We start from the raw sequence: 26,300 nt of genomic DNA, 5'->3' as shown, positions 1-26,300 counted from the left end.
GTTTCCGATCAATCATGACGTCCCACAAGCACTGCTTCCCGCCGGTCGTGTCGCCCGAGGTACGGCTGCTGATCCTGGGCTCGCTGCCGGGAGACGCTTCACTGGCGGCCGGGCAGTACTACGCCCATCCGCGCAACCAGTTCTGGCGCCTGCTGGGCGAGATGCTGGGCAAACCCCTGGCCGAGATGGCGTATGCCGACCGCCTCGACTGTCTGCTCGCGCATCGTGTCGGGCTGTGGGACGTGGTGGCGCGCGCCGAGCGCAAGGGCAGTCTGGATGCCGCGCTGAACGACGTCGAGCACAACGACCTGTTGGCGCTGACGCGCTCCCTGCCGCGGCTCGAAGCGGTGGCGTTCAACGGCGGCACCGCCTTCAGGGCGGCCCGAAGGCTGGCCGGAAGCCCCCTGGCCTTGCTGGCGCTGCCTTCGTCCAGTCCGGCCTACACCCGTGACTATCAGGAAAAACTTGCGATCTGGCTGCAATTGCGGCGATATTTGTAGTATGAGCTTGTGAGAAAAATCGTTACGAGCGCTCCCAGGCCGGTTCGAGAAGCGCAGCCGTACAAACGGTACGGTGAGCATCACAGGGCCGGGATGGGCGTGCGCAGTAGATTTTTCACAAGCGCTATGTCTGACCGGCTGATCGGAGGCCTCCATGAACCGCTACTGTATCTGGTTTGCCACCCCTGACGACAAGGTGGTGCGCCGCGCCGAGGTGGCGCTGAACGGTTCGATCCATTGCCACCAGGTGCTGGAGGAAATCGAGGCGCAGCTGGCCATCGATTGCGGCCTGACCGAAGTGATGATCATCGACTGGAAACGCTTCGAGGATCCGGAGGACGGGCAGGGCAACGATGCCAGCCTGTCGCACGCCGCCTGAGCGCTTGTGAATAAATCTGCTGCGCGTCCCTGATCGGGGCTCATGCGCTGCTCAGAATCCTCATGTACTTTGTGTACATTCCGGTTCCTGCGCTGCTCTTCACCCCGCTGAGGGCCGCTCGTGACGATTTCTTTTACAAGCGCCGAGTTATTCGAGACTAGTCATTTCGCCTGATTCGGCGGGTTTTGCCCGCGTGCTATCATTGCAATCATTCTGTCCGGCCTGGCTGACCGTTGCCAGCGCGCCGGATCTTGAAGACTCTTGCGGATGCTGAACGATGCACGTGATCGGCTTCGCCGGCTATTCCGGCAGCGGCAAAACCACCCTGATTGAACGGCTATTGCCCCAGCTTGTGGCCCGTGGCCTCGATGTGGCGGTGATCAAGCACACCCACCACGACGTCGACTGGGACGTGCCAGGCAAGGATAGCTGGCGGCATCGCCAGGCCGGCGCGCGCCAGGTGCTGCTGGCGGCCGGACAGCGCCGGCTGCTGGTGGAGGAGTTGCCCGGCAGCAACGACCATCCTTTGCTGGAACACGTGGCGCGGTTGCGCCCGTGCGATCTGGTGCTGGCCGAGGGTTTCAAGCACGCCCCGGTTCCCAAGATCGAAGTGATCAGTAGCGCGCTCGCCAGTCCGCGCCTGTACCCGGATGATCCGCTGGTGCTGGCCGTGGTTGGCGACGTCCCCATCGATACGACCTTGCCGCAGTTTAACCGTGACGACATCGCCGGCATCGTCGATTTCCTGTTGAGTACCTTATCCCATGCAGAACATGCTGACCGTTGACGAGGCCGCGAGCTGGCTGCTGTCGCGCGCCGACGCCGTGACCGAGACCGAAACCGTTTCCCTGCTGGAGGCTTGCGGCCGGGTGCTGGCTGAACCGGTGGTTTCCGCCGTGAACGTGCCGCCGCACGACAACAGCGCGATGGACGGCTACGCATTGCGCGTGGCCGATTTTGGCCAAGCCTTGCCGGTGTCGCAGCGCATTCCCGCCGGGCACGCCCCCGCGCCGCTGCAGGCCGGCAGCGCGGCGCGTATCTTCACCGGCGCGCCGATTCCGGCCGGGGCCGATGCAGTGGTGATGCAGGAGCAGTGCGAGGTGCTGGAGGATGGCCGGGTCACGATTCAAAAGGCGCCCGTCGCCGGCCAGAACATCCGCCGCGCCGGCGAGGACATCGCCAGCGGGCAGACCGTGCTTGCCGCCGGCCAGCGCCTCTCGACCGCCGACATCGGCCTGCTCGCGTCGATCGGCGTGGCCGAGGTGTCGGTGGTGCGTCCGCTGCGCGTGGCGGTGTTCTTCACCGGCGACGAGCTGGTCGAGCCGGGCGAGGCGCTCGGCCCAGGGCAGATCTACAACTCCAACCGCTACTGGCTGGTGCCGGCGCTGATGCATCTGGGCTGCGAGGTCAGCGACCTGGGCATCATCCCCGATGAGCTGCAAGCCACGCGCGAGGCCTTGCTCGATGCCTCCGACTTTGCCGACGTGATCATGACCTGCGGCGGGGTGTCGGTGGGCGAGGAGGATCACGTCAAGGCGGCGGTGGAGGCGGAAGGGGCGCTCGATCTGTGGAAGATCGCCATCAAGCCGGGCAAGCCGCTGGCCAGCGGCCGGGTGGGCGATGCCGATTTCATCGGCCTGCCGGGCAACCCGGTGTCGGGTTTCGTCACCTACGCGGTGCTGGTCAAGGCTTTCCTGCAGAAGCGCGCCGGCTTGGCCGAGGCGGCGGCGGTGCCGACGGTGCGTTATCCCGCCGCCTTCGACTGGACCCGCCCCGATGCCAAGCGCGAGGAGTTCCTGCGCGTGCGGCGCGTGGTGCGTGACGGCCAGACCGTGCTGGAGCGCTATCCCAACCAGGGTTCGGGTGTGCTGACTTCGTGTGCCTGGGCCGACGGGCTGGTGCGCCTGGCACCGGGGCAGGCAGTGGCGGTGGGCGATCTGCTCGATTTCACCGCGCTGGAGGCCTGATGCCGGTCGTCCGCTTCATCGACCAGGCATCCGGCCGGGTGCTGGAGGAGATTGCCGCCGAGGCGGGCGACGTGCTGATCGACGTGGCGCGTTTTCACGAGCTGCCGCTGCACTGGCGCTGCGGCCAGGGCACCTGCGGCACCTGCAAAGTCCATGTCGAGCACACCGGCCAGCCCGGCGTGGCGAAGGTGGGGCGCAAGGAGCGTAACGTGATGCTGCGCGCCGGACTGATCGACGCGGCCATGGCGGCCACCGAGGAGTGGCCGGATACGGCCGAGACCTGGCGTCTGGCCTGTCATCTGGTGTTGGACGACGCCGACTGGCGCGTGTTGCTGCCGCCGGCGGAGTAGAGTGAGGACACGGGCAGAGGCGGTTCCGCCCGTGTGCTTTAAACGGTATTACAAAAGCCTGCCATCATTTCTTGGCGCCAGCATCACGCCGCACTCTCCGCATTCATCACCTCGCGCGCAATACGCATGGCGTCGATGGCGGCGGGTACCCCGCAATAGATGGCGATCTGCAGGATCGCCTCGACGATTTCTTCCTTACTGCAGCCGTTGTTGAGGGCGCCGCGCACATGCAACTTCAGCTCGTGCGGCCGGTTCAGCGCGGCGATCATGCCAAGATTGATCAGGCTGCGCGTCTTGCGTTCCAGCCCCTCCCGCGCCCAGACCGTGCCCCAGCAGTATTCGGTGACCAGTTGCTGAAGCGGCATCGACAGTTCGTCCGCGTTGGCCAGCGCCTGGTTGACGTAGTCCTCTCCCAATACCGCCTTGCGGATTTCCAGGCCGCGGTCGAAGGTTTCCTTGCTCATCGTGGTGCTCCTTTGCTGGTGATGCCCTTCCGGCTCGGAAGGGTGTGAACATTTCATCCTAGTGGTTCGAGTGCCGACGTGGCGCTTCTCTGCTGTTGTTTCCGGGCTGTGTCTTTTTTGTTTCGTATTATGGTATACCAACATACAATCTTCTTGCTATCACGTTTTTCATGGTATACCGTAATACCGACATATAGCAAATCGAACGGCGCGGCGCGCCAAGGCTGAAGGAGAAAAGACGATGGATGTCGGGATTCGCAAAGTGGTGACCTACGTCGAGGAGACGCTGATCGAAGGGGGCAAGGTGGCCCCGGTGCCGCTGAAGATGTTCGCGGCGGCGGCGGTGCTGAAGAACCCCTGGGCGGGGCGCGGCTTCGTGGACGACCTGAAGCCGGAGATTCACGCCATCGCCCCGGTGCTGGGCGAGCTGCTGACCGCTGAGATCCTGCGCATCGCCGGCTCGGGCGAGGTGATCGAAGGCTACGGCAAGGCCGCGGTGGTCGGTACCGACGGAGAGATCGAGCATGCCTCGGCGCTGATCCATACGCTGCGTTTCGGCAACTTCTACCGCAAGGCGGTTGGCGCCAAGAGCTACCTCAGCTTCACCAATGTCCGCGGCGGCCCGAACTGCCCGATCATGATCCCGATGATGCACAAGGACGACGAGGGCATGCGCTCGCACTACCTGACCATCCAGTTCTCGATCAACGACGCGCCGGCGCCGGACGAGATCGTGGTGGCGCTGGGCGCGTCGATCGGTGGCCGTCCGCATCACCGCATCGGCGACCGCTACCAGGATCTGAAGGAGCTTGGCAGCAATGAGGCCTGATCTGTGCCCGCAACCGGTTCAGACCGGCACGGTCGACGGCACTGCCTACAGCGTGTACGGCGCCGGCGAGCCGCTGGTGCTGATCCACGGCGTCGGCATGGGGCAGGGGATCTGGGCGTCGCAGGTGGCCGAGTTCGCCCGCGATTACCAGGTGATCGTGTACGACATGCTGGGCCACGGCGGCAGCGCCGTGCCGCCGGCCGATGTGGCGCTGGCGGACTATGCGAATCAGCTCGCCGCCTTGCTCGATCATCTGGATGTCGCTTCGGCCAACGTGGTCGGCCATTCGATGGGGGCGCTGGTGGCGCTGGAGTTCGCGCTGGCTTACCCGGCACGGACTCTGCGCGTGGCGGCGCTCAACGCGGTGTTCATGCGCACGCCGGAACAGCGCTCCGCCGTGCTGGAGCGTGCTGCCGCCTTGCAGCACACCGGTGTCGCCGCCACGGTCGATTCCACCCTGACACGCTGGTTCGGCGAGCCGGTGCCGGCCGATCTGGAAGCATCGGCCGAACTGGTGAAGCGTTTCCTGGTCGAGGTGAACCCGGTGGGCTATGCCCGGACCTACGGTCTGTTCGCCAGTTCCGACGCCGTGCACGCGGCCGGTCTGCCACACCTGGCGATGCCGGCGCTGTTCATGACCGGCGAGTTCGATCCGAACTCGAGCCCCGAGATGTCGCGGGCGATGGCCGAACTGGCGCCGCAAGGTCGTCTCGATATCGTCGCCGGAGCGCGCCACATGATGAACGTCACCGCGCCCGATGACATCAACCAACGCCTGCGCACCTTCCTGGCCTCCCCTGTGACGGCCGGCGCGCAAGAATCGCAGAGGAGTGAACAGCCATGAGCCAGCCCATCGATGCGATGGAATTCCGCAAGGCGCTCGGCGCCTTCGTCACCGGCGTGACCGTGGTGTCGACGCTGCAGCCGGACGGCGCGCCGCGCGGCTTTACCGCCAACTCGTTCACTTCGGTGTCGCTCGATCCGGCGCTGGTGTTGATCTGCGTCGGCAAGTCCGCGGCGAGCTACGGGGTGTTTGCGGAAACCCGGCATTTCTCGATCAGCATCCTGGCCGAAGACCAGAAGAACGTGTCCAGCATCTTCGCCTCGAAGGCGGCGGACAAGTTCGAACAGGTGTCCTGGCACCGCGGCGTAACCGGCAGCCCGATCATCGATGGTTCGGCCGCCTGGTTCGACTGCGAGACCCACCAGGTGGTGGATGCCGGTGACCACATCATCCTGATCGGCAAGGTGGTCGATTTTGCCAACACCACGGCGAGTCCGCTCGGTTACGGGCGCGGCGCCTACCTGACTTTCAGCCTGTCGCAGGATGCGCTGGCGGCGGCAGGGCAGCGCGCCAAGGTCGGTGCCATCCTGGAGTACGACGGCGGCGTGGTGCTGCTGGAAACCGACAAGGGCTACGAACTGCCCACCGGCACCCGCCTGGAGCCGGCGTCCGACGCCAAGAGCCTGCGCGGTGTGCTGGGCCAGCACGGCATCGACGCCCAGCTCGATTTCCTCTTCGCGGTATTCGAGGAGAGCGCCGCCGAGGGCGGGGCGGTGAACATCTACTACCGTGGGCGGGTACAGGGCGAGCTGCCGGCGGGCGGCAAGCTGCGCGCGGTGGCGCTGGACGACATCCAGTGGGACAAGCTGGCTGACGAGGCGGTGCGTTCGATGCTGGAGCGTTTTGTGCGTGAGCGTACCGAGGACGCCTTCGGCATCTATATCGGTGATAGCCATACCGGATCGGTGCAGTCGCTCGCTAAAGCGTGAACACCGCTGAACATTTAAAGATAAAAATCCACCCGCCAGAGATTTAGGAGAGACACATCATGAAGTTTTCGCTGTTCCTGCACATGGAGCGTTACGACGCCGGCAAGTCGCAGAAGGAGCTGTTCGACGAGATGACCGCGCTGGTGAAGATCGCCGAGGAGGGTGGTTTCGAAACCGCCTGGATCGGCGAGCACCACGGCATGGAGTTCACCATCGCGCCGAACCCCTTCGTCAACCTGGCCTATCTGGCCGCCAAGACCAGCAAGATCCGCCTTGGCACCGGCACCGTGGTGGCACCGTTCTGGCATCCGATCAAGCTGGCCGGCGAGATCGGCATGACCGACCTGGCCTGCAACGGCCGCCTCGATGTCGGCATCGCGCGTGGCGCTTATTCCTTCGAGTACGAGCGCCTGTTCCCGGGGCTCGACGCCTGGGGCGCCGGCGGTCGCCTGCGCGAGATGATCCCCTGCCTGCAAAAGCTGTTCGCCGGCGACTACGCGCACCAGGGCGAATACTGGAGCTTCCCCAAGACCACGCCGGCGCCGCGCCCGCTGCAGCAGCCGCATCCGCCGCTGTGGGTGGCTGCGCGCGATCCCAACTCGCACGACTACGCCGTCTCGCAAGGCTGCAACGTGCAGGTGACCTCGCTGGCTTCCGGCGACGCCGAGGTGGCGAGCCTGATGGAGCGCTTCAACGCCGCCTGCGCTAACCACCCGGACATCCCGCGCCCGCAGATCATGATGCTGATGCACACCTTCGTCGGTGCCGACGGGCGCGAGGTCGACGCTGCCGTGGACGCTCTGCGCCGCTTCTACTGCTACTTCAGTAAGTGGTTCAAGAACGAGAAGCCGATCGATCAGGGCTTTATCGAGCCGCTCAACGACGAGGATCTGGCGATGTTCCCGAACTACGCGCCGGAGCTGATCAAGCAGAACCTGGTGATCGGCACGCCGGACGAGGTGATCGCGCGCCTGAAGGGCTACGAGGCGCTGGGCTACGACCAGTACAGCTTCTGGATCGACAGCCACATGGACTTCGAGCGCAAGAAGAAGTCGCTCGAGCTGTTCATCAACCAGGTGATGCCGGCTTTTGCCTGAACCAGGAGTCCACAGCATGTTGAGACGGTTTCAGCAGTACATCGACGGTGTGTTCGAGGACGGCAGCGCCCGCTTCGACAGCATCAACCCGGCCAGCGGCGAGCCGTGGGCGAGCATGCCGGCGGCAAGCGCCGCCGACGTGGACCGCGCGGTCCAGGCCGCACACCGTGCCTTTCTCGATTCGGCCTGGGCGAACCTGACCGCGAGCCAGCGCGGCAAGCTGCTCTACAAGCTCGCCGACCTGGTGGCCGAGAACGCCGCCCGGCTGGCCGAGCTGGAAACGGCCGACACCGGCAAGATCATCCGCGAGACGCAAAGCCAGATTGGCTACGTGGCCGAGTACTACCGCTATTACGCCGGCCTTGCCGACAAGATCCAGGGCGCCTGTCTGCCGGTCGACAAGCCGGACATGGAGGCCTTCCTGCGGCGCGAGCCGATCGGGGTGGTGGCGGCCATCGTGCCGTGGAATTCGCAGCTGTTCCTGTCGGCGGTCAAGCTCGGCCCGGCGCTGGCGGCCGGTTGCACCGTGGTGTTGAAGGCGTCCGAGGAAGGCCCGGCCCCGTTGCTGGAGTTCGCCCGGCTGGTGCACGAGGCGGGCTTCCCGGCCGGTGTGGTCAACATCGTCACCGGCTTCGGCGATGACTGCGGCCGCGCGCTGACCAGCCATCCGCTGGTGTCGCGTATCGCCTTTACCGGTGGTCCCGAGACGGCGCGCCACATCGTGCACAACTCGGCCGAGAACCTCGCCTACACCACGCTGGAGCTGGGCGGTAAATCGCCGGTGCTGGTGTTCGACGATGTCGATGTCGACAGCGTCAGCAACGCCATCGTCGCGGGCATTTTCGCCGCGACCGGCCAGAGCTGCGTGGCCGGCTCGCGCCTGCTGGTGCAGCGTGGCGTGCGTGACCGCCTGTTGGCCACGCTGAAGGCCAAGGCCGAGGCGATCCGCATCGGCGACCCGCAGGACAAGGCCACCGAGATGGGACCGTTGGCGACGCAAAAGCAGCGCGAGCACATCGAGCGCGTGGTGGCGGCGAGTCTGGAGGCCGGCGCCGAGATGGTGACCGGCGGCGTGCGACCGGAGGGTTTCGAGGCGGGCTATTACTACCGCCCGACCATCCTCGCTTGCCCTGACGCCCAGGTGCCGAGCGTCACCCAGGAGCTGTTCGGCCCGGTGCTGAGCGTGGTGACCTTCGATACCGAAGCCGAGGCCATCGCGCTGGCCAACGACAGCGTTTACGGTCTCGCGTCCGGCGTGTTCACCCGCGACCTGACCCGCGCGCACCGGCTCACCCGCGCGCTGCGCGCCGGCATCGTCTGGGTCAACACCTACCGTGCGGTGTCGCCCATCGTGCCGTTCGGCGGCTATGGCCTGAGCGGTCTCGGCCGTGAGGGCGGGCTGGAGTCGGTGCTGGATTACACCCGCACCAAGTCGGTGTGGATCCGCACCTCGGACGAGCCGATCGCCGATCCGTTCGTGATGCGTTGAGGAGGCAGAAATGTTTTATGAAATCCGTACTTACCGCATCAAGACCGGCGCCGTTCCGGCCTACCTGAAACTGGTGGAAGAGGAGGGTATCGCGTTGCAGAAGCAGTATCTCGGCAACCTGATCGGCTACTTCTTTTCCGAGATCGGCCCGCTGAACCAGATCGTGCACATCTGGGCGTATGCCAGCCTGGACGAGCGCGAGGAACGCCGCGCCGCACTGGCCCGGGACCCGGCCTGGCAGGTGTTCGCGCCCAAGATCCAGGCGCTCTTGGAGGAGATGGAGAGCAAGATCATGAAGCCGGCACCGTTTTCCCCGCTGGCCTGAGCGTCGCCCAGGCCGGCCAACCCAAGCTACCAACAACAACAGTATTACCACCTACCAAGGAGATGACATCATGACCGCAACGACATCGTTTCGCACTCGCGTAGCCCTGGCCGCCACTTTCGGCGCGCTGGCCGCCACTCCCGTCCTGGCGGAAAACATCGTGTTCACCAGTTGGGGTGGCACCACCCAGCAGGCGCAGCAGAAGCATTGGGCCAAGCCGTTTGCCGCGGCCAACGGCATCAACGTAGCAATGGACGGCCCGACCGACTATGGCAAGTTCAAGGCCATGGTGGAAAGCGGCAACGTGACCTGGGACGTGGTGGACGTGGAGGGCGACTTCGCCTACAAGGCTGCCAAGGACGGGTTGCTCGAACCGCTCGATCTGTCCAAGCTCAAGGGCATCGACCCGCGCTTCTCCTCGCCCAACGCGGTGGGCAGCTTCTATTACTCCTTCGTGCTGGGCTACAACAAGTCTGCCTTCAAGGGTGCGGCGCCGAGTTCCTGGGCCGATCTGTTCGATCTCAAGCGCTTCCCGGGCAAGCGCACGCTGTACAAGTGGTCGGCGCCGGGCGTGCTGGAGATCGCCCTCTTGGCCGACGGTGTGCCGGCCAACAAGCTCTACCCGCTCGACCTCGACCGCGCCTTCAAGAAGCTCGACACCATCAAGAGCCAGATCGTGTGGTGGAGCGGCGGCGCCCAGTCGCAGCAGCTGCTGGCTTCCGGCGAGACGCCGATCGGCATGTTCTGGAACGGCCGCGTGAACGCACTGCAGCAGAGCAAGGCCCCGGTAGGGATGTCGTGGAAGCAGAACCTGACCGCCGCCGATATGCTGGTAATTCCGAAGGGCAGCAAGAACAAGGAGGCGGCCATGAAGTTCCTGGCCTACGCCACCAGCCCGGAAGCCCAGGCCAAGTTCGCCACCGAGACCGGCTACGCGCCGATCAACCTGCAGGCGAAGTCCAAGATGGCGCCGGAAGCGGTGAAGGCGCTGCCGGATCAGTATGGCGCGAGCCAGATCAATCTGGACATGCGCTACTGGGCCGACCATCGCGACGAGATCGCCAAGCGCTGGTACGCCTGGCAGACCAAGTAAGGCATCGGGCCGGGCGGTGAGCGCCGCTCATCGTCCGGCTCCACCCACCGCTTCTTGCTTGTCGTTGTGCGTTTAGGAGTTGTCATGTCAACTGCGTTGAGTACCGCTGTCGCCCCCGAGCGCCGCCGCTTCCGTTTCGGCGCCGGCCAGCGTGGCATCAGGCTGCTGTTGCCCGCCACGCTCTTGCTGTGCCTGTTCTTTTTGTTGCCGGTGCTGGCCCTGCTGCTGCGCAGCGTGATGGAGCCCACGCCCGGTCTGCAGAATTACGTCGAGCTCCTGGGCTCGGAGACTTATGTCAGGGTGTTCTTCAACACCTTCATGGTGGCCGGCGTGGTCACGCTGATCACGCTCTTGATCGGTTTTCCCACCGCCTGGCTGCTGGCCATCCTGCCCAAGCGCTGGAGCCAGCTGCTGTTTGCCGTGCTGCTGTTGTCGATGTGGACCAACCTCCTGGCCCGCACCTATGGCTGGATGGTGCTGCTGCAGCAGACCGGCCTTGTCAACCGCATGCTGATGGCCATCGGTGTGATCGACGAGCCGCTGACCCTGGTCAACAACCTGGTCGGGGTCACCATCGGCATGACCTACATCATGCTGCCGTTCCTGGTGATGCCGCTGCACGCCACGCTGCGTGCCATCGATCCGTCCACCTTGCGTGCCGCCGCCGTCTGCGGGGCCAGCCGCTGGCAGGCGCTGCGCCTGGTGTTGCTGCCGCTGGCGCTGCCGGGCATCGCCTCGGGCGCGCTGATGGTGTTCGTGATGTCGCTGGGCTACTACGTCACCCCGGCCTTGCTGGGCGGCACCAGCTACATGATGTTGGCCGAGCTGATCGCCCAGTTGGTGCAGTCGCTGCTCAATTGGGGTCTGGCTGGCGCCGCCGCCTTCGTGCTCTTGGTGGTGACGCTGGGTCTGTACGCCGTGCAACTGCGCTACCTGGGTGGCGGGCGCACCGGTTTGGGAGGACGCTGAGATGCTACTCGATTTCGATCGTCTGGGTGCCTGGCGCTGGGGCCTGGTGGGCGTCGGCACCGTGGTGACGCTGTTCCTGCTGTTGCCCATCGTGTTCATCGCCGCCTTGTCGTTCGGCGACTCACAATGGCTGGTGTTTCCGCCGCCGGGCTGGACGCTGCAGTGGTACGAGCAGCTCCTGACCGACCCGGTGTGGCTGGATTCGCTGTTCACCAGCGCCAAGGTGGCGGTGATCGTCACCGTGCTGTCGGTCACGCTGGGATTGCTGGCGGCGCTGGGGCTGGCGCGTAGCCGCTTTTTCGGCAAGAGCGCGCTGCAGGCCTTCTTCCTGACGCCGATGGTGCTGCCGGTGGTGGTGCTGGCGGTGGCGCTCTACGCCTTCTTCCTCAAGCTGGGGTTGACCGGCACGCTGACTGGCTTCGTGATCGGCCATCTGATCATCGCGCTGCCGTTCTCCATCATCACCATCGGCAACTCGCTGCAGAGCTTCGATCCGGCGCTGGAAGACGCCGCGATGATCTGCGGCGCGGGACCGATCGAGGTGAAGCTGCGCGTGACGCTGCCGGCCATCCGGCTCGGCCTGTTCGCCGCTGCGGTGTTCTCTTTCCTGATTTCGTGGGACGAGGTCGTGCTGTCGATCTTCATGGCCAGCCCCACCTTGCAAACCCTGCCGGTATTGATCTGGAGCACGCTGCGCCAGGACCTGACCCCGGTGATTGCGGCGGCGTCGACCCTGCTGGTGGCCTTCACCATCGTGCTGATGCTGCTCGTTTCCCTGTTGAAGAAAGGTAATCAGCCATGACGACCCCGTTTCTGCAGATTCGTGGCCTGCGCAAGACCTACGATCAGGTCGTGGCCATCGACCATGTCTCGCTCGACATCCAGCAGGGCGAATTCATGACCTTCCTCGGCCCGTCCGGCTCGGGCAAGAGCACCACGCTCTACATCGTCGCCGGCTTCCAGGGGCCGACCGAAGGACAGGTGCTGTTGAATGGCAAATCGCTGCTCGAGGTGGCGCCGAACAAGCGCAACATCGGTATGGTGTTCCAGCGCTACACACTGTTCCCGCACCTGACGGTGGGCGAGAACGTCGCCTTCCCGCTGCGCGTGCGGCGCCGCCCCGAGGCCGAGGTCAAGGCCAAGGTGGAGAAGATGCTGGAGCTGGTGCACCTAGCCAACTACCGCGACCGCCTGCCGGGCCAGCTTTCCGGCGGCCAGCAGCAGCGGGTGGCGATCGCCCGCGCGCTGGCCTACGACCCGCCGCTGCTGTTGATGGACGAGCCGCTTTCGGCGCTCGACAAGAAGCTGCGCGAGGAAATCCAGTTCGAGCTGCGCCGCATCCACCAGGAAACCGGCGTCACCATCCTCTACGTGACGCACGACCAGGAAGAGGCGCTGCGTCTGTCCGACCGCATCGCGGTGTTCAACCAGGGCAAGATCGAGCAGGTCGGCACCGGCGAGGAACTGTACGAGCGCCCGGTATCACGCTTCGTGGCGGGCTTCATCGGCAACTCCAACTTCCTGCCGGTCAAGGTCGAGCAGGCGGGCGGTGGCCGTGCGCGCGCGGTGTTCCCCAACGGTCATGCCGTCGAGGGCACTGCCAGCACGCTTGCGGCCGGCAGCGAGGGCACGCTGATGGTGCGCCCTGAGCAGATGCGTATCCGCCCGGGAGCCGTCGCCAACGGGAACGGCCTGGCGGTCACGGTGCGCGACATGACGTACCTGGGCGACAGCATGCACTTCGCGGTGCAGACGCCGTGGCAGCAGGAAATCGCGGTGCGCATGGCGGTGCGCGACGGCCTGGGCCTGAGCATCGGGGCGCCGGCGGTGCTGGAGTGGGATATGCAGCACGGTCACGTGTTCGCCTGAGCGGATCAATCGCAAGTGGGCGGCGCGGAGACGACACACGCCGCCGAAGGATGAAGAATGGAAATCTTGAGCGAAGCGGACCTGCTGCGGGACCGCTGCTATATCGACGGGCAATGGCTTGACGGCGCCGAGCGTCTGGCCGTGCACAACCCGGCCACCGGCGAACTCATCGCCACTGTGCCGCGCCTGGGGGCGGACGAAACCCGCCGCGCCATTGACGCGGCCCATGCCGCCGGTGTGGCCTGGCGCGCGCTCACCGGCAAGGAGCGCGCCGCCTACCTGCGGCGCTGGTTCGACCTAGTGCTGGCGCACGCCGAGCCGCTGGCCCGGCTGCTTACCGCGGAGATGGGCAAGCCTTTGGCCGAAGCCAAGGGGGAGATCGCCTACGGCGCGGCTTACATCGAATGGTTTGCCGAGGAAGCCAAGCGCGTCTACGGCGACGTGATTCCGGCGCCGCAGGGCGACAAGCGCTTGATCACCATCAAGCAACCGGTCGGCGTGGTGGCGGCGATCACGCCGTGGAACTTCCCAAATGCCATGCTGGCACGTAAGATCGCGCCGGCGCTCGCTGCGGGGTGCACCGTCGTCGCCAAGCCGGCGGAACAGACCCCGCTGTCGGCGCTGGCCCTGGCCCGTTTGGCCGAAGCGGCCGGGATCCCGCCTGGCGTGATCAACGTCGTCACCGGCGACCCGGTCGCCATCGGTGGCGAGCTGACGAGCAACCCGCTGGTGCGCAAGCTGACCTTCACCGGCTCGACCGAGGTCGGCCGGCTGCTGTTGCGCCAATGCGCCGGCACGGTCAAGAAGGTCAGCATGGAGCTGGGCGGCAATGCGCCGTTCATCGTGTTCGACGACGCCGACCTCGATGCCGCGGTGGAAGGGGCGATGGTGTCGAAGTACCGCAATACCGGGCAGACCTGCGTCTGCGCCAACCGCCTCTACGTGCAGGACGCGGTCTACGATGCCTTCGTCGCCAAGCTCGCGGCGCGGGTGGCCGCGCTCGAAGTCGGCAACGGCATGGAGGCCGGCGTGACGCAAGGCCCGCTGATCGACGAGGACGCCGTCGCCAAGGTCGAGGCCCATATCGCCGACGCGTTGGGGCAGGGTGCTACTATCGTCACCGGTGGCCAGCGCCATGCGCTGGGCGGCACCTTCTTCGAGCCGACCATCCTGCGCGACGTGACACCGGCGATGCGTGTGGCGCGCGAGGAAACCTTCGGCCCGGTGGCGCCGGTGTTCTGCTTCCGCGACGAAGCGGATGTGATCGCCCAGGCCAATGCCAGCGAGTTCGGCTTGGCGGCCTACTTCTACAGCCGCGACGTCGGCCGTGTATGGCGCGTGGCCGAAGCGATCGAAGCGGGCATGGTGGGGGTCAATACCGGCCTCATCTCGACCGAAGTGGCGCCGTTCGGCGGGATCAAGCAATCCGGTTTCGGCCGCGAAGGCTCCCGCTACGGCATCGAGGACTACCTCGAAATCAAATACCTCTGTCTTGGCGGCATTCAATAAGGAGACGATCATGTCACCCAAGGGCAGCAGTTCGCTGAAGATAGACCGTAGCGTCAAGACGTTGCGTGAGTTGACGCTGGAGAAGATGCGCGACGCCATCCTCAGCGCCTATTTCAAGCCGGGTGAGCGCCTGGTGGAACGCTCCTTGTGCGAAGAGCTCGGCGTCAGCCGCTCCATCGTCAGGGAAGTGCTGCGCCATCTGGAAACCGAGGGCCTGGTCGAGTCGATCCCGCACCAGGGCCCGGTGGTGGCCACGCTCGATGCCGACAAGGCGGCGCAGATCTACGAAATCCGCGCCCTGCTCGAAGGCCACGCCGCCCGGCTGTGTGCCGAGCGGGCTGACAACGAGACGATCGAGCGCCTGGCTGCCATCAACGAGGAAATCCAGGCAGCCTTTGCCAAGAACGATTTCTACGAGGTGCTGGCCAGGACCTCCGCGTTCTACGAGCTGATGTTCGAGGGCAGTGGCCAGATCATGGCGTGGGAGATCGTCCAGTCGCTCAACGCCCGCATCAACCGTCTGCGCGCCATGACCATCAGCTCGGCCGGCCGGGCGACAGAGGCGGCGGCAGAGATGCGCCTGCTGGTCGAGGCACTCCAGCGCCGCGATGCCCAGGCCGCCCACGATGCCTCCGTGGCTCACGTCAGGCGCGTGGCCGATATCGCTGCGAGGAAGCTGGCGGAGATGGCCGACGCCAGCCCGGCCGCCGATCTGTCCGCTTCCCGGGTGCCACTGGCCGATTCGGCCTGATCTCGCGGTTTCGATGAGGGACAGGGTCACTCTGCTGAGAGCGTGTTCACGCTCTTCTGAGCGGCACCGCCAGGAAGGCCAAATGGATGAACTGCAAACTGGTATTGGGCCATCGCTCGCAGTTCTTCCACAGGCGCCTGTTTTTCTCTAGCCAGGCGAAGCTGCGCTCGACTACCCAGCGCTTGGGAATCACCGCGAATTTGTGCAACTCGCTACGCTTGGCAATCTGCACCGTGACCACCTTGCCCAGGATTTCCCACACCCCTTGAGCAAAAGGCTGGCCCACGTAACCGCTGTCAGCCAGCACGCTTTGTACTTTACCCAAGCCGCCTTTGCAGCGCTGCAATGCCTGCAACGCCCCTTTGCGGTCCGTCACCTCGGCCTTGCCGGCTACGGCGCAGTCGGCCGCATGTTGGCCGTGCTGGCAAAAAAGGACTGATCAGCCCAGCAGCAGCGACAGTTCCTTGGAACCAGCCTGCAGCGCCGGCAGCATGCGGCTTTCCAGATCGGCGATGGAGACCCGGGCGGCTTGCACCCCGATGTTCATCGCGGCCACCACCTTGCCGTCGGAAGAGGCGATCGGCACCGCGATCGAGCGCAGGCCGATCTCCAGTTCCTGGTCGATGATGGCATAGCCTTGCGCGCGCACCTTGTCGAGTTCGGCGCGCAGGGCCTCGACGGTGATCAGCGTGTGCGGCGTGTACTGGATCAGCTTGGCGCGGGCCAGGTGGGCCTCGCGCTCTTCCTCGGGCAGATAGGCGAGCAGCACGCGCCCCATCGAGGTGTGCGCGGCCGGCAGCCGACTGCCGATGTCGAGGTCGATGGTCATGATGCGCGAGGTCGAGGCGCGGGCGATGTACAGGATCTCGTCACCGTCGAGGATGGCGATCGAACTCGATTCGTTGAGTGTGTTGCTGATGTGGCGCAGCACCGGCTGCGCCGCCTTGGCGAGCGGCGTCGACGCCAGGTAGGCGTGGCCTAGCGACAGGATGCGCGGACGCAGCGCGAAGTTGCGGCCGTCCTCGGCGCTGACGAAGCCGAGCTTGTTCAGCGTGTACAGGCAGCGGCGCACGGCGGCGCGCGGGATGCCGGTCTTCTGGCTGATCTGCGAGATCGACATCAGGCGCCGCTGCTGTGAGAAGGCCTGGATGACGGTCAGGCCGCGCGCGAGCGAGGTCATGAAGTTGGGGTCGCCGCTCTGGGCGGCGATGTCCTCGGCCGCGGTGTGCGCGGTGTCCTCACTGCTCTCGTCGGCGCCGGGCAGCTCCTCCGGGTCCTGGGTATGGAGGTCTTCGTTGTTGTACATGGGCCGTTTCTTGAGGTGGTTGGGTGCGGTCGGGTGTTCCGTTCAGGAAGCCTGCTCTTCTTGGCGAGTATTTCACGCCGCCTGCACCCGGTTCAATCGCTCATCCTCCGCTCTGGGGCGGAGCGCTCATTTTCGGGAACGTCGTTGGGTTGTCTGGCCTGGTCGGCGGCTGCTCACGTTCACCGGCACCGTCAGGATAGTGGATTATTCGCTTATCGCACAATATTTCGATTATCGGGTTTGTCAGGGTTGAATCGCTTGGCTACAGTTCGTTCGATAAATTGAATGTTGGTGCGATGAGGGTTCAAGCCGGGGCGGGCGTTTTATGGGGCGACTCGTGTAGTCCGCTGGAGGCTGGCCGTACCGCGCTCAGCCCAGCGCACTCCACAGCAACTGCACGCCCGACAGCCCCAATGCCGCGGTGGCGAACAGGTAGAACGGGCGCTCCGGGATGTGGCGCAGGATGCGCATGCCCAGCCACACCCCCAGCGGCACCAGCGGGGCGAGGAACAGCGCGGTCAGCAGGGTGTCCCGCGTGAACAGCCCCAAGGCCAGGTAGAAGGGCAGCTTGGCAGCGTTGATCAGGGTGAAGAAATACACAGTGGTGGCGACAAAGCGCTCACGCGGCAGCCCGCGACCCAGCAGGTAGGCCAGCACCGGCGGCCCGCCGGCGTGGGCCAGCGTGCTGGTGAAGCCCGAGGTGGCGCCCGCCAGCCGCGCCCCCAGCCCAGACACCGGGCGATCCGCCGGCCGCACCTTGCCCCGGCGCAGCATCCGGTCCGCGGTGAAGGCTACGGCGATCAGACCGATGGCACCCTTCACCACCCGGTCCGACATCATGCCGAAGGCCAGCGTGCCGGCCAGGATGCCGAGCAGTGCTGCCGGCACCAATAGACGCAAATCCTCCCGCGATGCCTTGCCACGCCAGGCGCGGATACCCACCAGGTCGGTCAGCATCAGGATCGGCAGCATCACCGCCGCCGCTTCCCGGGGCGAGATCCAGATCGACATCAGCGGCACCGCCAGACCGCCCAACGCGCCTCCCAGCCCGGATTTGGAGATGCCGGTGACGAGGACGGCGGCGGCGCTGGCCAGCCAGGCGATGGGTTCGAGCTGCATGGTTCCTTGGTGTTCCTGGGTGGGTGGTGGTGAGAACCAAAGAGCGGGATTATGGCGCGGGAGGGGCTGTAGGTGCCAGCGCCAGGGAGGCGCTGGCTCGGTTATCCGTGTGCGGTCGGCTCACTCCGGGAATTTGCGCACCAGGCCTTCCATCGCCAGGCTGTAGCCCGTCACGCCGAAGCCGACGATGATGCCGGCGGCGGCCGGCGAGACGTAGGAGTGGTGGCGGAACGATTCGCGGGCGTGCACGTTCGAGATGTGGATCTCGATGACCGGCAGGTCGCCCACGCCCTTGATGGCGTCGTGCAGGGCGATCGAGGTATGCGTCAGCGCGCCGGGGTTGATGACGACCCCTTTCAACGTACCCTCGTTGAAGGCCTTGCCGGCCTCGTGGATCTTGTCGATCAGGGCGCCTTCCCAGTTGCTCTGGAAGCACTCGACTTCGTAGCCGAGGCGCTTGCCGGTTTCCTTGCACATGGCTTCGACGTCGGCCAGCGTGGTGCTGCCGTATTGGGCCGGCTCACGGGTGCCCAGCAGGTTCAGGTTGGGGCCGTTCAAGACCAGAATCTTTTTCATCATTCCATCCTTGTCAGTAGTTGATTTGCGCGACGGCGTGCAGCTCTTCCGCGGTGGTGGTGCCGAAGCCGAAGAGCTCCAGGTAGGCGGGGATCATTTCGAACAGCATGTCGGTGCCGGCCTGCACCGGGCAGCCCTTGTCCATCGCGGTGCGTAGCAGGGGAGTGTATTCCTATCTCATCACGACTTCACCGACGCAGGTGTTGGGGTCGATGCGCGCGACGTCGAAGGGCGGGGGTGCGCCGGCTATCACCATGTCGTCGCGGATCACCTCCGGCTGCACGCTGCTGCAAACCAGTATGCGGTTGGTGCCGAGTTCCTGCATCGGGTCGAACTTGCGTTCGGCGCGCTCGAGGCTGTGTTGCATCCTGTCTCTTCCCGCCTGGAAGGGCCGCCGGCCATTTGATTAGACGCTTTGGAGCATCGGCCGCCTGCTCTGTGAGGAAAACGGGCTCACTTAAAAACTGTGCGATATACGCACGTTATTTCGATAATCGCCCTTGACGCTGGGGAGGGCGGCGACCTACATTGTGTTCGTTAATAGACGTCATGTTCGGTCATCGCTCGTTTTGCCAGAGCGCTCACGGCCGGCGGCGTCAGCCCGTACAGGGCACGTTCATCAACCCAAGCAATGGATCCCATCCGCTACAGAAGGGTGGGACGGGAGCGAGACCATGATCGACAAGACCGTTGCCTCCCTTGAGGAGGCGGTGGCCGGCATCTTCGACGGTGCCACCGTGATGATCGGCGGCTTCGGCACGGCGGGGCAGCCTGCCGAGCTGATCGACGCGCTGATCGCGCAAGGTGCCAAAGACCTCACCATCGTCAACAACAATGCCGGCAACGGCGAGATCGGTCTTGCGGCACTGCTGAAGGCCCGCCGCGTCAAGAAGATCATCTGCTCCTTCCCGCGCCAGGCCGATTCGCACGTGTTCGACGCGCTGTACCGCGCCGGCGAGATCCAGCTCGAGCTGGTGCCGCAGGGCAACCTCGCTGCCCGTATCCAGGCCGCCGGCGCGGGCCTCGGCGCCATCTTCACCCCGACCGGCTACGGCACGCTGCTGGCCGAAGGCAAGGAAACGCGCGAGATCGACGGCAAGCACTACGTGCTCGAATACCCGATCAAGGCCGACTTCGCGCTGATCAAGGCGCAGCAGGGCGACCGCTGGGGCAACCTGGTGTACCGCAAGAGCGCGCGCAACTTCGGCCCGATCATGGCCGCCGCCGCCACCACCACCATCGCCCAGGTGAGCGAGATCGTGCCGCTGGGTGCGCTTGATCCGGAAGTGATCGTGACCCCGGGCATCTTTGTGCAGCGCGTTGTGGCTGTATCGGGCGCCGCGTCGGCGCGTGTGGCGTAAAGGAGCAGACACCATGAACAAACTCACCCGCGACCAGATGGCCGAACGCGTGGCCCGCGACATTCCCGAAGGCTCCTACGTCAACCTGGGCATCGGCCTGCCGACCAAGGTGGCCAACTACCTGCCGAAAGACCGCGAAATCTTCCTGCACAGCGAAAACGGCCTGCTTGGCATGGGCCCGGCGCCGGCCCCCGGCGAGGAAGACCCGGAACTGATCAACGCCGGTAAGGAACCGGTGACGCTGCTCGACGGCGGCGCCTTCTTCCACCATGGCGACTCGTTCGCGATGATGCGCGGCGGTCATCTCGACATCTGCGTGCTGGGCGCCTTCCAGGTATCGAAGAAGGGCGATCTCGCCAACTGGCACACCGGCGCCCCGGACGCGATCCCGGCGGTGGGCGGCGCGATGGACCTCGCCATCGGCGCCAAGAAGGTGTACGTGATGATGGATCACCTGACCAAGAGCGGCGAATGCAAGATCGTCGAGCGCTGCGGCTACCCGGTGACCGGCATCGGCTGCGTCGACCGCATCTACACCGACCTCGCCGTGATCGACGTCACCCCGGATGGGCTGGTGGTGCTCGAGATGGTGGAAGGACTGGACTTCGACGAACTGCAGCGCCTGACCCCGGTGCCGCTCAAGCTGGCCGCCTGATTGGCCGCTGCAAAGGAATAGACCATGGAAAACGCCTACATCTGCGACGCGATCCGCACCCCCTTCGGCCGCTACGGCGGCACCTTGTCCTCGGTGCGTGCCGACGACCTCGGCGCCTTGCCGATCAAGGCCCTGATCGAGCGCAACCCCAGCGTCGACTGGGGCGCCATCGACGACGTGATCTACGGTTGCGCCAACCAGGCCGGCGAAGACAACCGCAACGTGGCACGCATGTCCTCCTTGCTGGCCGGGCTGCCGCAAGAGGTGCCGGGCAGCACCGTCAACCGTCTGTGCGGTTCGAGCCTGGATGCGATCGGCATCGCCGCGCGCGCCATCAAGAGCGGCGAGACCAGCCTGATGATCGCCGGCGGCGTCGAGAGCATGAGCCGCGCCCCGTACGTGATGGGCAAGGCCGACACCGCGTTCTCGCGCAACATGAAGATCGAGGACACCACCATCGGCTGGCGTTTCGTCAACCCGCTGATGAAGGCGCAGTACGGCGTCGATTCGATGCCGGAAACCGCCGAAAACGTCGCGACCGATTTCGCCATCAGCCGTGCCGACCAGGACGCCTTCGCGCTGCGCAGCCAGCAGCGTTACGCCGCAGCACATGAAGCCGGCCGTTTTGCCGACGAACTGATCCCGGTCACCATCGCCCAGAAGAAGGGCGAGGCGATCGTGTTCGCCAAGGACGAGCATCCGCGCGCCACTACGCCGGAAGCATTGGCTAAGCTGAAGGGTGTGGTGCGTCCGGACGGCAGCGTGACTGCCGGGAATGCCTCCGGCGTCAACGACGGCGCCTGCGCCCTGCTGCTGGCCAATGAAGCCGCCGCCAGCCGCTATGGCCTGACGCCGCGCGCCCGTATCGTGGCGATGGCCACCGCCGGCGTGGCGCCGCGCATCATGGGCTTCGGCCCGGCGCCGGCGATCCGCAAGGTACTGGCCAAGGCCGGGCTGACGCTGGACCAGATCGACCTGATCGAGCTCAACGAAGCCTTCGCCGCGCAGGCACTGGCGGTGACCCGCGATCACGGCCTCGCCGACGACGATGCGCGCGTCAACCCGAACGGCGGCGCCATCGCCATCGGCCACCCGCTCGGCGCCTCCGGCGCGCGCTTGGTGACCACGGCGGCCTACCAGCTGGCCCGCACCGGCGGCCGTTACGCGCTGTGTACGATGTGCATCGGCGTGGGGCAGGGCATCGCGCTGATCATCGAGCGCGTATGATGCTTAGGGCGTGTCATCAATGGATGGCACGCCCTAACGCAAGAACCCGTTGAAACGACACCGACAGGCTCGCCCAAACCGGCCGGGTCTGTTGGCTTTTTCAAGGAAAGCCAAGGCGGTTGATGCAGACCGACGTGGCCGAAGTGTTCGAACCGGCCGGCGAGGGCCGGGGAGGCTCCTCGACCATGCCGCACAAGCGCAACCCGGTCAGCCCGGCCATCGTGCTGTCTGCCGTGCGCGTGCCGGCGCTGGTCGGCAACGTGTTCTCGGCCATGGTGCAGGAGCCCCGCATCACCGCGCATTTGTCCTATGAAGAATTGAATCGCCTGTTGGACCCCGTCAACTACACCGGCGTAGCCGACGCGCCGATCGAGCGCGTACTGGCCGCCGCACTGGCAGGAAACTGATCATGTCTACCATCAAACTCGATACCTGCACCATCCACTACGACCTCGACGGCCTGGCCGGTGCGCCGGTGCTGGTGCTGTCCAACTCGCTCGGCACCACCATGGACATGTGGGCGCCTCAACTGGACGCGCTGCGCTGGAAATTCCAGCTGCTCCGCTACGACACGCGCGGCCATGGCAAATCGACCCCGGTGCCCGGTCCGTACACGATCGACAGGCTCGGCCGCGACGTGTTGGGCCTGCTGGACGCGCTCGGGATCGAGCGTGCGCACTTCTGCGGTATTTCGATGGGCGGCCTCACCGGCCTGTGGCTGGGCATCAACGCTCCCGAGCGCCTCAACAAGCTGGTGGTCAGCAATACCGCCGCACGGGTCGGCACCGCAGAGGGCTGGCAGGACCGCGCCCGCCTGGTGCGTGACGAAGGCATGCCCGAAGTGGCCGATGGCGCCGCCAGCCGCTGGTTCACCCCGCATTTCATCCAGCACCAGCCGGAGCTGGTCGACATGCTGCTGCAACAATTACGCTCCAGCCCGCAGGCCGGCTACGCCGCGTGCTGCGACGCGCTGGAGAAGGCTGATCTGCGCCAGGACGTCGCCCGCATCAGCGCACCGACGCTGGTGATCAGCGGCCGGCACGATCCGGTGACCACCACCGAGGATGCGCGCTACCTGGTCGAGCAGATTGCCGGGTCGAAGCTGGTGGAACTGGATGCCTCCCACCTCTCCAACGTCGAAGCCGCCGCCGAATTCAACCGCGCCGTGGTGGACTTTCTGCTCGCCTGAGCGGATGCACCCCATCGAGGATCATAGCCACAGCCGCAGCCTGATCACCATCGCCATGCGGATCGCGCTCAACCGCGAGGATGAGTTGCGCATGCACCTGAAAGCCGCGTTTAATAACGGCGTGACACGTGACGAAATCAAGGAAGTGCTGATGCAATCCGGCATCTACTGCGGCCTGCCGGCGGCCAACGCCGCCTTCCACCTGGTAGAGGCGGTGTTTGCAAAGATGGATGCGCAAGGCTAGTCTCGCTCCGTCACGTCAGTTACCGGCAAGCCGGGCCATGGAGCCCGGCTTTATTGCCTGAGCGATTCAATAATTACTATTCACAGGAGATGTAATGCCGGAGTTTTTATTCGAGACCACATTCTGGCTCTCGGTGCTGCAGATCGTCGCTATCGACATTCTGCTGGGCGGCGACAACGCCGTGGTGATCGCGCTGGCCTGCCGCAAGTTGCCGGAAGAACAGCGCCGCAAGGGTATTCTGTGGGGAGTGGCCGGGGCCATCGCGCTGCGTATCGTGCTGATCTTCTTTGCGCTGCAACTCTTGGCACTGCCGTTCCTGAAGGTGGTCGGCGCGCTGCTGTTGCTGTGGATCGGTATCAAGCTGTTGCAGCCCGAGGACGACGACGGCCACGGCAGCATCGAGGGTAGCTCCAATCTGCTGGGCGCGATCAAGACCATCATCGTGGCCGATGCCGTGATGAGCCTGGACAACGTCATTGCCGTGGCGGGTGCCGCCAAGGGCGAGCTGGGGCTGGTGGCGTTCGGTATCCTCATCAGCATCCCGATCATCGTCTGGGGCAGCCAGTTCGTGCTCAAGCTGATGGACCGCTTCCCGGTGGTGATCACGCTGGGCGCGGCCTTGCTGGGCTGGATTGCCGGCGACATGGTGCTGGGCGACGTGATGGTCAAGCCCTACCTGGCCGACGCGCCGCACTGGCTGCACTACGCCTCGGCCGCAGCCGGCGCGTTGCTCGTGGTGGTGGTGGGCACATTGGTGGCGAAACGGGCCGGCGCGGCGGTATCGGCGCCGGTCGACGAAATCGCGCTGGGCGATACGCCGCGTAGCGGCAACGACTAATCAGGAGGGCAAATCATGACGATGCGAATTCTGGTGGCGCTGGACGGTTCGGAACCCTCCTTGAAAGCCATCGACTACGTGCTGCGGCTGCATGCTGCCGTGAGCGACATGGAAGTCCATCTGCTCAACGTGCAGGTTCCGCTCGAATCCGGCCACGTGCGCATGTTCATCAGCCATGAAGACCTGCAGGAGTATTACCGCGAGCAGGGTCAGGCAGCGCTCAAGGCCGGGCGGGAACGGCTGGAGCAGGCCGGTCTGCCGTGCCAGGTGCACGTCGCGGTGGGCCACAGCGCGGACACCATCGCGCACTTCGCGCGCGAGCGCGGCCTCGACACCATCGTGATGGGCTCGCACGGGCACTCCAGTCTCGGCCATTTGTTGCTCGGTTCGGTGACGTCGGAAGTGATCCGGCTGGCCAACGTGCCGGTGACCGTCGCGAAATAGGCGAGGGCCGCAGGCCGTTTGTCACATTGATGCAGCCCCCGCCGGGAGCCTTCGTGCTGCCCGGCGGGGGCTTTTTCTTGGCTCTTCAGCCCCGCCGCCAAATACCGGCCGGCGCGATGGCAGAAAACGCTCGGTGTGGTCGCTCACTATCTTGTGCCAAGGAGAGACCGGCCAGGCCGGCGCCCAGTCGGGTTTGGACCAGTGGGCATCGTCCATGCGCAAGCCGCCGCTCACTCGGTGCGCCACCATCGTGGGGCAATAACTATAACCCGCTGCGACGGGCCCATATCTTAGGAGATAGAGAGTATGCAAAAGACACCGGAGTCACGTGTCGACAAGGGCGTGTTCTGGGTGGCAGCCGTGGTTTCAACCTCGTTCGTCGCCTGGGGGGCGCTCTCGCCCAAGGCCATGCAGACGGCGACGCAGGCGCTGCTGGATTACGTCATCGACTGTTTCGGCTGGAGCTTCGTGCTCTCCACCGCGACATTCCTGGGCTTCGCCCTGTTCCTGGCTTTAAGCCGCTTCGGCCGAATCAAGCTGGGCAAGGACGGGGAACAACCTGAATTCAGCACATCGTCGTGGGTCGCGATGATGTTCAGCGTCGGCATGGGCATCGGGCTGATGTTCTGGGGCGTGGCCGAGCCGATCACGCACTTCATGACGCCGCCGCATGGGCTGGCGCAGCCGCATACCAGGGAAGCAGCCAAGGAGGCCATGGTGTACGCCTACTTCCACTGGGCGTTCCACCCTTGGGCGATTTACGCCATCGTCGGCTTGGTGATTGCCTACTTCACGTTCCGCAAGGGGATGCCGAACCTGATCTCCAGTGCCTTTACGCCCCTGATCGGCGAAAAAGGCGTGCGTGGGCCGCTAGGCAAGTCGATCGACGTGTTGGCGGTTCTGGCCACGCTGTTCGGCACCGCCACCTCGCTCGGCCTGGGCGCGCAGCAGATCAACAGCGGTCTGAACTACCTATGGCATACCGGTGAATCGACCAGCATTGCCTTGACGATCATCGCGGTGATGACGGCGCTCTTCATCCTCTCCGCGATCTCCGGCGTGGGCAAGGGGGTGCAGTGGCTGAGCAACTTCAACATGGTGGTCGCGGTGCTGCTGCTGCTGTTTTTGGCGGCGGTGGGTCCCAGCGTGTTCATCGTGAACACGCTGGTCGAGTCGATAGGCGAATACCTGCGCGAACTGATTCCGATGTCGTTCCGTACCGCGGCCTTCAGCGATGGCAAGTGGCTGGCCGGGTGGACCATCTTCTATTGGGCCTGGTGGATTTCCTGGGCGCCGTTCGTGGGCACCTTCATTGCGCGCATTTCGCGCGGCCGCAGCATCCGCGAGTTCGTCGTCGGCGTCATCTTCATTCCCAGCGGTGTGACGATGGTATGGTTCGCGATCATGGGCGGCTCGGCCCTCTACTCGGAGCTGGCAGGCATCGGCGGCATCGCCGCAGCAGTGAAGGGCCAAGGGCCGGCCGTGTCGCTCTTCATGCTGCTGGCTCAGTATCCCGGCGCCGCGTTGACCTCGTTTGCCGCCATCGTGCTGGTCGGCGTGTTCTTCATTTCGGGCGCCGACGCGGGCTCCATCGTCATGGGCATGCTATGCGCCCGCGGCGATCTGGAACCGCCGCGCTGGCTGGTGGTGCTGTGGGGGGCGTTGGCCGGTGGAGCCGCCGCGGTGCTGCTGGTGATGGGCGGCCTGGGTGCGCTGCAGACCGCGGCCATCATCGTCGCTGCGCCGTTCCTGGTGGTGATGGTGGGCTTGTGCGTGTCGTTGTGGAAGTCCCTACGGGCTGACCTGCAGGCGAGCGAGGCGCGCGACTCGCGTGCCGCTTTCAGTGAACCAGTGCGTGCAGTCAGCGATCCTGCACGTGCAGTCCGCCGCGATCCTGCGCGTGCCACTTCGGATTGAGATCCATCCCGGAATCCGGTTCTGGATAGCAATAACGGCCTCGAGTATGTCGAAGCCCTT

31 protein-coding genes and 2 pseudogenes are annotated in these 26,300 nt (G+C 65.3%); 26 read left to right on the top strand and 7 right to left on the bottom strand.

Annotated features, from left to right (window positions below):
* The first annotated feature begins 14 nt into the window (after positions 1–14).
* The 5 genes from PSEMAI1_RS0111890 (at position 15) to PSEMAI1_RS0111870 (ending at position 3,196) form a co-directional block, all read left to right on the top strand.
* Positions 15–500, top strand: a complete 486-nt coding sequence (locus tag PSEMAI1_RS0111890; RefSeq protein WP_024303091.1) for a DNA-deoxyinosine glycosylase — start codon at positions 15–17, stop codon at positions 498–500.
* Positions 501–654: 154 nt separating this feature from the next.
* Entirely contained in the window at positions 655–879 is a 225-nt protein-coding gene (locus PSEMAI1_RS0111885; RefSeq protein ID WP_024303090.1) for a hypothetical protein, read from the top strand.
* A gap of 277 nt (positions 880–1,156) precedes the next feature.
* On the top strand, positions 1,157–1,666 hold the full coding sequence (gene mobB / locus PSEMAI1_RS0111880; RefSeq protein WP_024303089.1) for a molybdopterin-guanine dinucleotide biosynthesis protein B: 510 nt from the start codon (positions 1,157–1,159) through the stop codon (positions 1,664–1,666).
* Complete coding sequence (gene glp / locus PSEMAI1_RS0111875) at positions 1,653–2,846, top strand: gephyrin-like molybdotransferase Glp (protein WP_232219902.1); 1,194 nt, start codon at positions 1,653–1,655, stop codon at positions 2,844–2,846. Before mobB ends, glp begins: the two co-directional genes overlap by 14 nt.
* A complete protein-coding gene (locus tag PSEMAI1_RS0111870; RefSeq protein ID WP_024303087.1) occupies positions 2,846–3,196 on the top strand; it encodes a 2Fe-2S iron-sulfur cluster-binding protein in 351 nt (116 codons plus the stop codon). Before glp ends, PSEMAI1_RS0111870 begins: the two co-directional genes overlap by 1 nt.
* Before the next feature lie 83 nt (positions 3,197–3,279).
* On the opposite strand, the gene PSEMAI1_RS0111865 is transcribed toward PSEMAI1_RS0111870, so the two are convergent.
* Positions 3,280–3,660, bottom strand: a complete 381-nt coding sequence (locus tag PSEMAI1_RS0111865) for a carboxymuconolactone decarboxylase family protein (RefSeq protein WP_024303086.1) — start codon at positions 3,658–3,660, stop codon at positions 3,280–3,282.
* A 241-nt stretch (positions 3,661–3,901) separates the two neighbouring features.
* Here PSEMAI1_RS0111865 and PSEMAI1_RS0111860 point away from each other — a divergent pair, with 241 nt between their 5' ends.
* The 12 genes from PSEMAI1_RS0111860 (at position 3,902) to PSEMAI1_RS0111805 (ending at position 15,364) form a co-directional block, all read left to right on the top strand.
* Positions 3,902–4,489 carry an amino acid synthesis family protein gene (locus PSEMAI1_RS0111860; RefSeq protein ID WP_024303085.1) on the top strand — a complete coding sequence of 196 codons (588 nt, stop codon included), beginning with the start codon at positions 3,902–3,904 and terminating at the stop codon, positions 4,487–4,489.
* Positions 4,479–5,333: an alpha/beta fold hydrolase gene (locus tag PSEMAI1_RS0111855; RefSeq protein ID WP_024303084.1), complete on the top strand. Its 855-nt coding sequence runs from the start codon at positions 4,479–4,481 to the stop codon at positions 5,331–5,333. The genes PSEMAI1_RS0111860 and PSEMAI1_RS0111855 overlap by 11 nt, the downstream gene beginning before the upstream one ends.
* Complete coding sequence (locus PSEMAI1_RS0111850; RefSeq protein ID WP_024303083.1) at positions 5,330–6,262, top strand: flavin reductase; 933 nt, start codon at positions 5,330–5,332, stop codon at positions 6,260–6,262. Before PSEMAI1_RS0111855 ends, PSEMAI1_RS0111850 begins: the two co-directional genes overlap by 4 nt.
* A 59-nt stretch (positions 6,263–6,321) precedes the next feature.
* Positions 6,322–7,359 (top strand): LLM class flavin-dependent oxidoreductase, encoded by a 1,038-nt coding sequence (locus PSEMAI1_RS0111845; RefSeq protein WP_024303082.1) that lies wholly within the window; start codon positions 6,322–6,324, stop codon positions 7,357–7,359.
* 16 nt (positions 7,360–7,375) lie between these two features.
* Entirely contained in the window at positions 7,376–8,848 is a 1,473-nt protein-coding gene (locus PSEMAI1_RS0111840; RefSeq protein WP_024303081.1) for an aldehyde dehydrogenase, read from the top strand.
* Positions 8,849–8,858: 10 nt separating this feature from the next.
* Positions 8,859–9,173, top strand: coding sequence for an NIPSNAP family protein (locus PSEMAI1_RS0111835; RefSeq protein ID WP_024303080.1), 315 nt, complete (start codon positions 8,859–8,861; stop codon positions 9,171–9,173).
* Between the two features lie 70 nt (positions 9,174–9,243).
* On the top strand, positions 9,244–10,266 hold the full coding sequence (locus PSEMAI1_RS0111830) for an ABC transporter substrate-binding protein (protein WP_024303079.1): 1,023 nt from the start codon (positions 9,244–9,246) through the stop codon (positions 10,264–10,266).
* 84 nt (positions 10,267–10,350) lie between these two features.
* Positions 10,351–11,235: an ABC transporter permease gene (locus PSEMAI1_RS0111825; protein WP_024303078.1), complete on the top strand. Its 885-nt coding sequence runs from the start codon at positions 10,351–10,353 to the stop codon at positions 11,233–11,235.
* Position 11,236: 1 nt separating this feature from the next.
* Positions 11,237–12,037 carry an ABC transporter permease gene (locus PSEMAI1_RS0111820; RefSeq protein ID WP_024303077.1) on the top strand — a complete coding sequence of 267 codons (801 nt, stop codon included), beginning with the start codon at positions 11,237–11,239 and terminating at the stop codon, positions 12,035–12,037.
* Positions 12,034–13,104 (top strand): ABC transporter ATP-binding protein, encoded by a 1,071-nt coding sequence (locus tag PSEMAI1_RS0111815; protein WP_024303076.1) that lies wholly within the window; start codon positions 12,034–12,036, stop codon positions 13,102–13,104. Before PSEMAI1_RS0111820 ends, PSEMAI1_RS0111815 begins: the two co-directional genes overlap by 4 nt.
* 57 nt (positions 13,105–13,161) lie before the next feature.
* Positions 13,162–14,613 carry an NAD-dependent succinate-semialdehyde dehydrogenase gene (locus tag PSEMAI1_RS0111810; protein WP_024303075.1) on the top strand — a complete coding sequence of 484 codons (1,452 nt, stop codon included), beginning with the start codon at positions 13,162–13,164 and terminating at the stop codon, positions 14,611–14,613.
* A gap of 10 nt (positions 14,614–14,623) precedes the next feature.
* Positions 14,624–15,364, top strand: a complete 741-nt coding sequence (locus PSEMAI1_RS0111805) for a GntR family transcriptional regulator (protein ID WP_024303074.1) — start codon at positions 14,624–14,626, stop codon at positions 15,362–15,364.
* 46 nt (positions 15,365–15,410) lie between these two features.
* Here PSEMAI1_RS0111805 and PSEMAI1_RS0111800 read toward each other — a convergent pair.
* The 6 genes and pseudogenes from PSEMAI1_RS0111800 to PSEMAI1_RS22200 form a co-directional block, all read right to left on the bottom strand.
* Positions 15,411–15,782: pseudogene (locus PSEMAI1_RS0111800) on the bottom strand (transposase); the annotation flags it as partial.
* Between the two features lie 21 nt (positions 15,783–15,803).
* The gene (locus PSEMAI1_RS0111795; RefSeq protein ID WP_024303072.1) at positions 15,804–16,670 is read right to left on the bottom strand and encodes an IclR family transcriptional regulator C-terminal domain-containing protein; all 867 of its coding nucleotides are present in this window, start codon (positions 16,668–16,670) and stop codon (positions 15,804–15,806) included.
* A 369-nt stretch (positions 16,671–17,039) separates the two neighbouring features.
* A complete protein-coding gene (locus PSEMAI1_RS0111790; RefSeq protein WP_024303071.1) occupies positions 17,040–17,789 on the bottom strand; it encodes a sulfite exporter TauE/SafE family protein in 750 nt (249 codons plus the stop codon).
* Positions 17,790–17,909: 120 nt separating this feature from the next.
* The gene (aroQ, locus tag PSEMAI1_RS0111785; RefSeq protein ID WP_024303070.1) at positions 17,910–18,365 is read right to left on the bottom strand and encodes a type II 3-dehydroquinate dehydratase; all 456 of its coding nucleotides are present in this window, start codon (positions 18,363–18,365) and stop codon (positions 17,910–17,912) included.
* Positions 18,366–18,378: 13 nt separating this feature from the next.
* Positions 18,379–18,510 (bottom strand): hypothetical protein, encoded by a 132-nt coding sequence (locus PSEMAI1_RS22325; protein WP_255327052.1) that lies wholly within the window; start codon positions 18,508–18,510, stop codon positions 18,379–18,381.
* Between the two features lie 27 nt (positions 18,511–18,537).
* Positions 18,538–18,732 (bottom strand): hypothetical protein, encoded by a 195-nt coding sequence (locus PSEMAI1_RS22200; protein WP_024303069.1) that lies wholly within the window; start codon positions 18,730–18,732, stop codon positions 18,538–18,540.
* A 307-nt stretch (positions 18,733–19,039) separates the two neighbouring features.
* Here PSEMAI1_RS22200 and PSEMAI1_RS0111770 point away from each other — a divergent pair, with 307 nt between their 5' ends.
* From PSEMAI1_RS0111770 to PSEMAI1_RS0111730, 9 genes and pseudogenes are all read left to right on the top strand, one after another.
* The gene (locus PSEMAI1_RS0111770; protein WP_024303068.1) at positions 19,040–19,726 is read left to right on the top strand and encodes a 3-oxoacid CoA-transferase subunit A; all 687 of its coding nucleotides are present in this window, start codon (positions 19,040–19,042) and stop codon (positions 19,724–19,726) included.
* 13 nt (positions 19,727–19,739) lie between these two features.
* Positions 19,740–20,381, top strand: coding sequence for a 3-oxoacid CoA-transferase subunit B (locus PSEMAI1_RS0111765; RefSeq protein WP_024303067.1), 642 nt, complete (start codon positions 19,740–19,742; stop codon positions 20,379–20,381).
* A 24-nt stretch (positions 20,382–20,405) separates the two neighbouring features.
* Positions 20,406–21,608 carry a 3-oxoadipyl-CoA thiolase gene (pcaF, locus tag PSEMAI1_RS0111760; RefSeq protein ID WP_024303066.1) on the top strand — a complete coding sequence of 401 codons (1,203 nt, stop codon included), beginning with the start codon at positions 20,406–20,408 and terminating at the stop codon, positions 21,606–21,608.
* Between the two features lie 122 nt (positions 21,609–21,730).
* Positions 21,731–22,015 (top strand): lyase family protein, encoded by a 285-nt coding sequence (locus tag PSEMAI1_RS0111755; RefSeq protein ID WP_024303065.1) that lies wholly within the window; start codon positions 21,731–21,733, stop codon positions 22,013–22,015.
* Positions 22,016–22,017: 2 nt separating this feature from the next.
* A complete protein-coding gene (pcaD, locus tag PSEMAI1_RS0111750) occupies positions 22,018–22,797 on the top strand; it encodes a 3-oxoadipate enol-lactonase (RefSeq protein WP_024303064.1) in 780 nt (259 codons plus the stop codon).
* A 28-nt stretch (positions 22,798–22,825) separates the two neighbouring features.
* Positions 22,826–23,041, top strand: a pseudogene (locus tag PSEMAI1_RS22010) (carboxymuconolactone decarboxylase family protein); the annotation flags it as partial.
* A 94-nt stretch (positions 23,042–23,135) separates the two neighbouring features.
* On the top strand, positions 23,136–23,879 hold the full coding sequence (locus PSEMAI1_RS0111740; RefSeq protein ID WP_024303062.1) for a TerC family protein: 744 nt from the start codon (positions 23,136–23,138) through the stop codon (positions 23,877–23,879).
* A gap of 15 nt (positions 23,880–23,894) precedes the next feature.
* On the top strand, positions 23,895–24,323 hold the full coding sequence (locus tag PSEMAI1_RS0111735; RefSeq protein ID WP_024303061.1) for a universal stress protein: 429 nt from the start codon (positions 23,895–23,897) through the stop codon (positions 24,321–24,323).
* Positions 24,324–24,629: 306 nt separating this feature from the next.
* Entirely contained in the window at positions 24,630–26,240 is a 1,611-nt protein-coding gene (locus PSEMAI1_RS0111730; RefSeq protein WP_024303060.1) for a BCCT family transporter, read from the top strand.
* Positions 26,241–26,300 lie beyond the last annotated feature (60 nt).

It is taken from the genome of Pseudogulbenkiania sp. MAI-1 (assembly GCF_000527175.1).
GTDB lineage: Bacteria > Pseudomonadota > Gammaproteobacteria > Burkholderiales > Chromobacteriaceae > Pseudogulbenkiania.
This window is presented reverse-complemented; position numbering and strand designations above follow the sequence as displayed.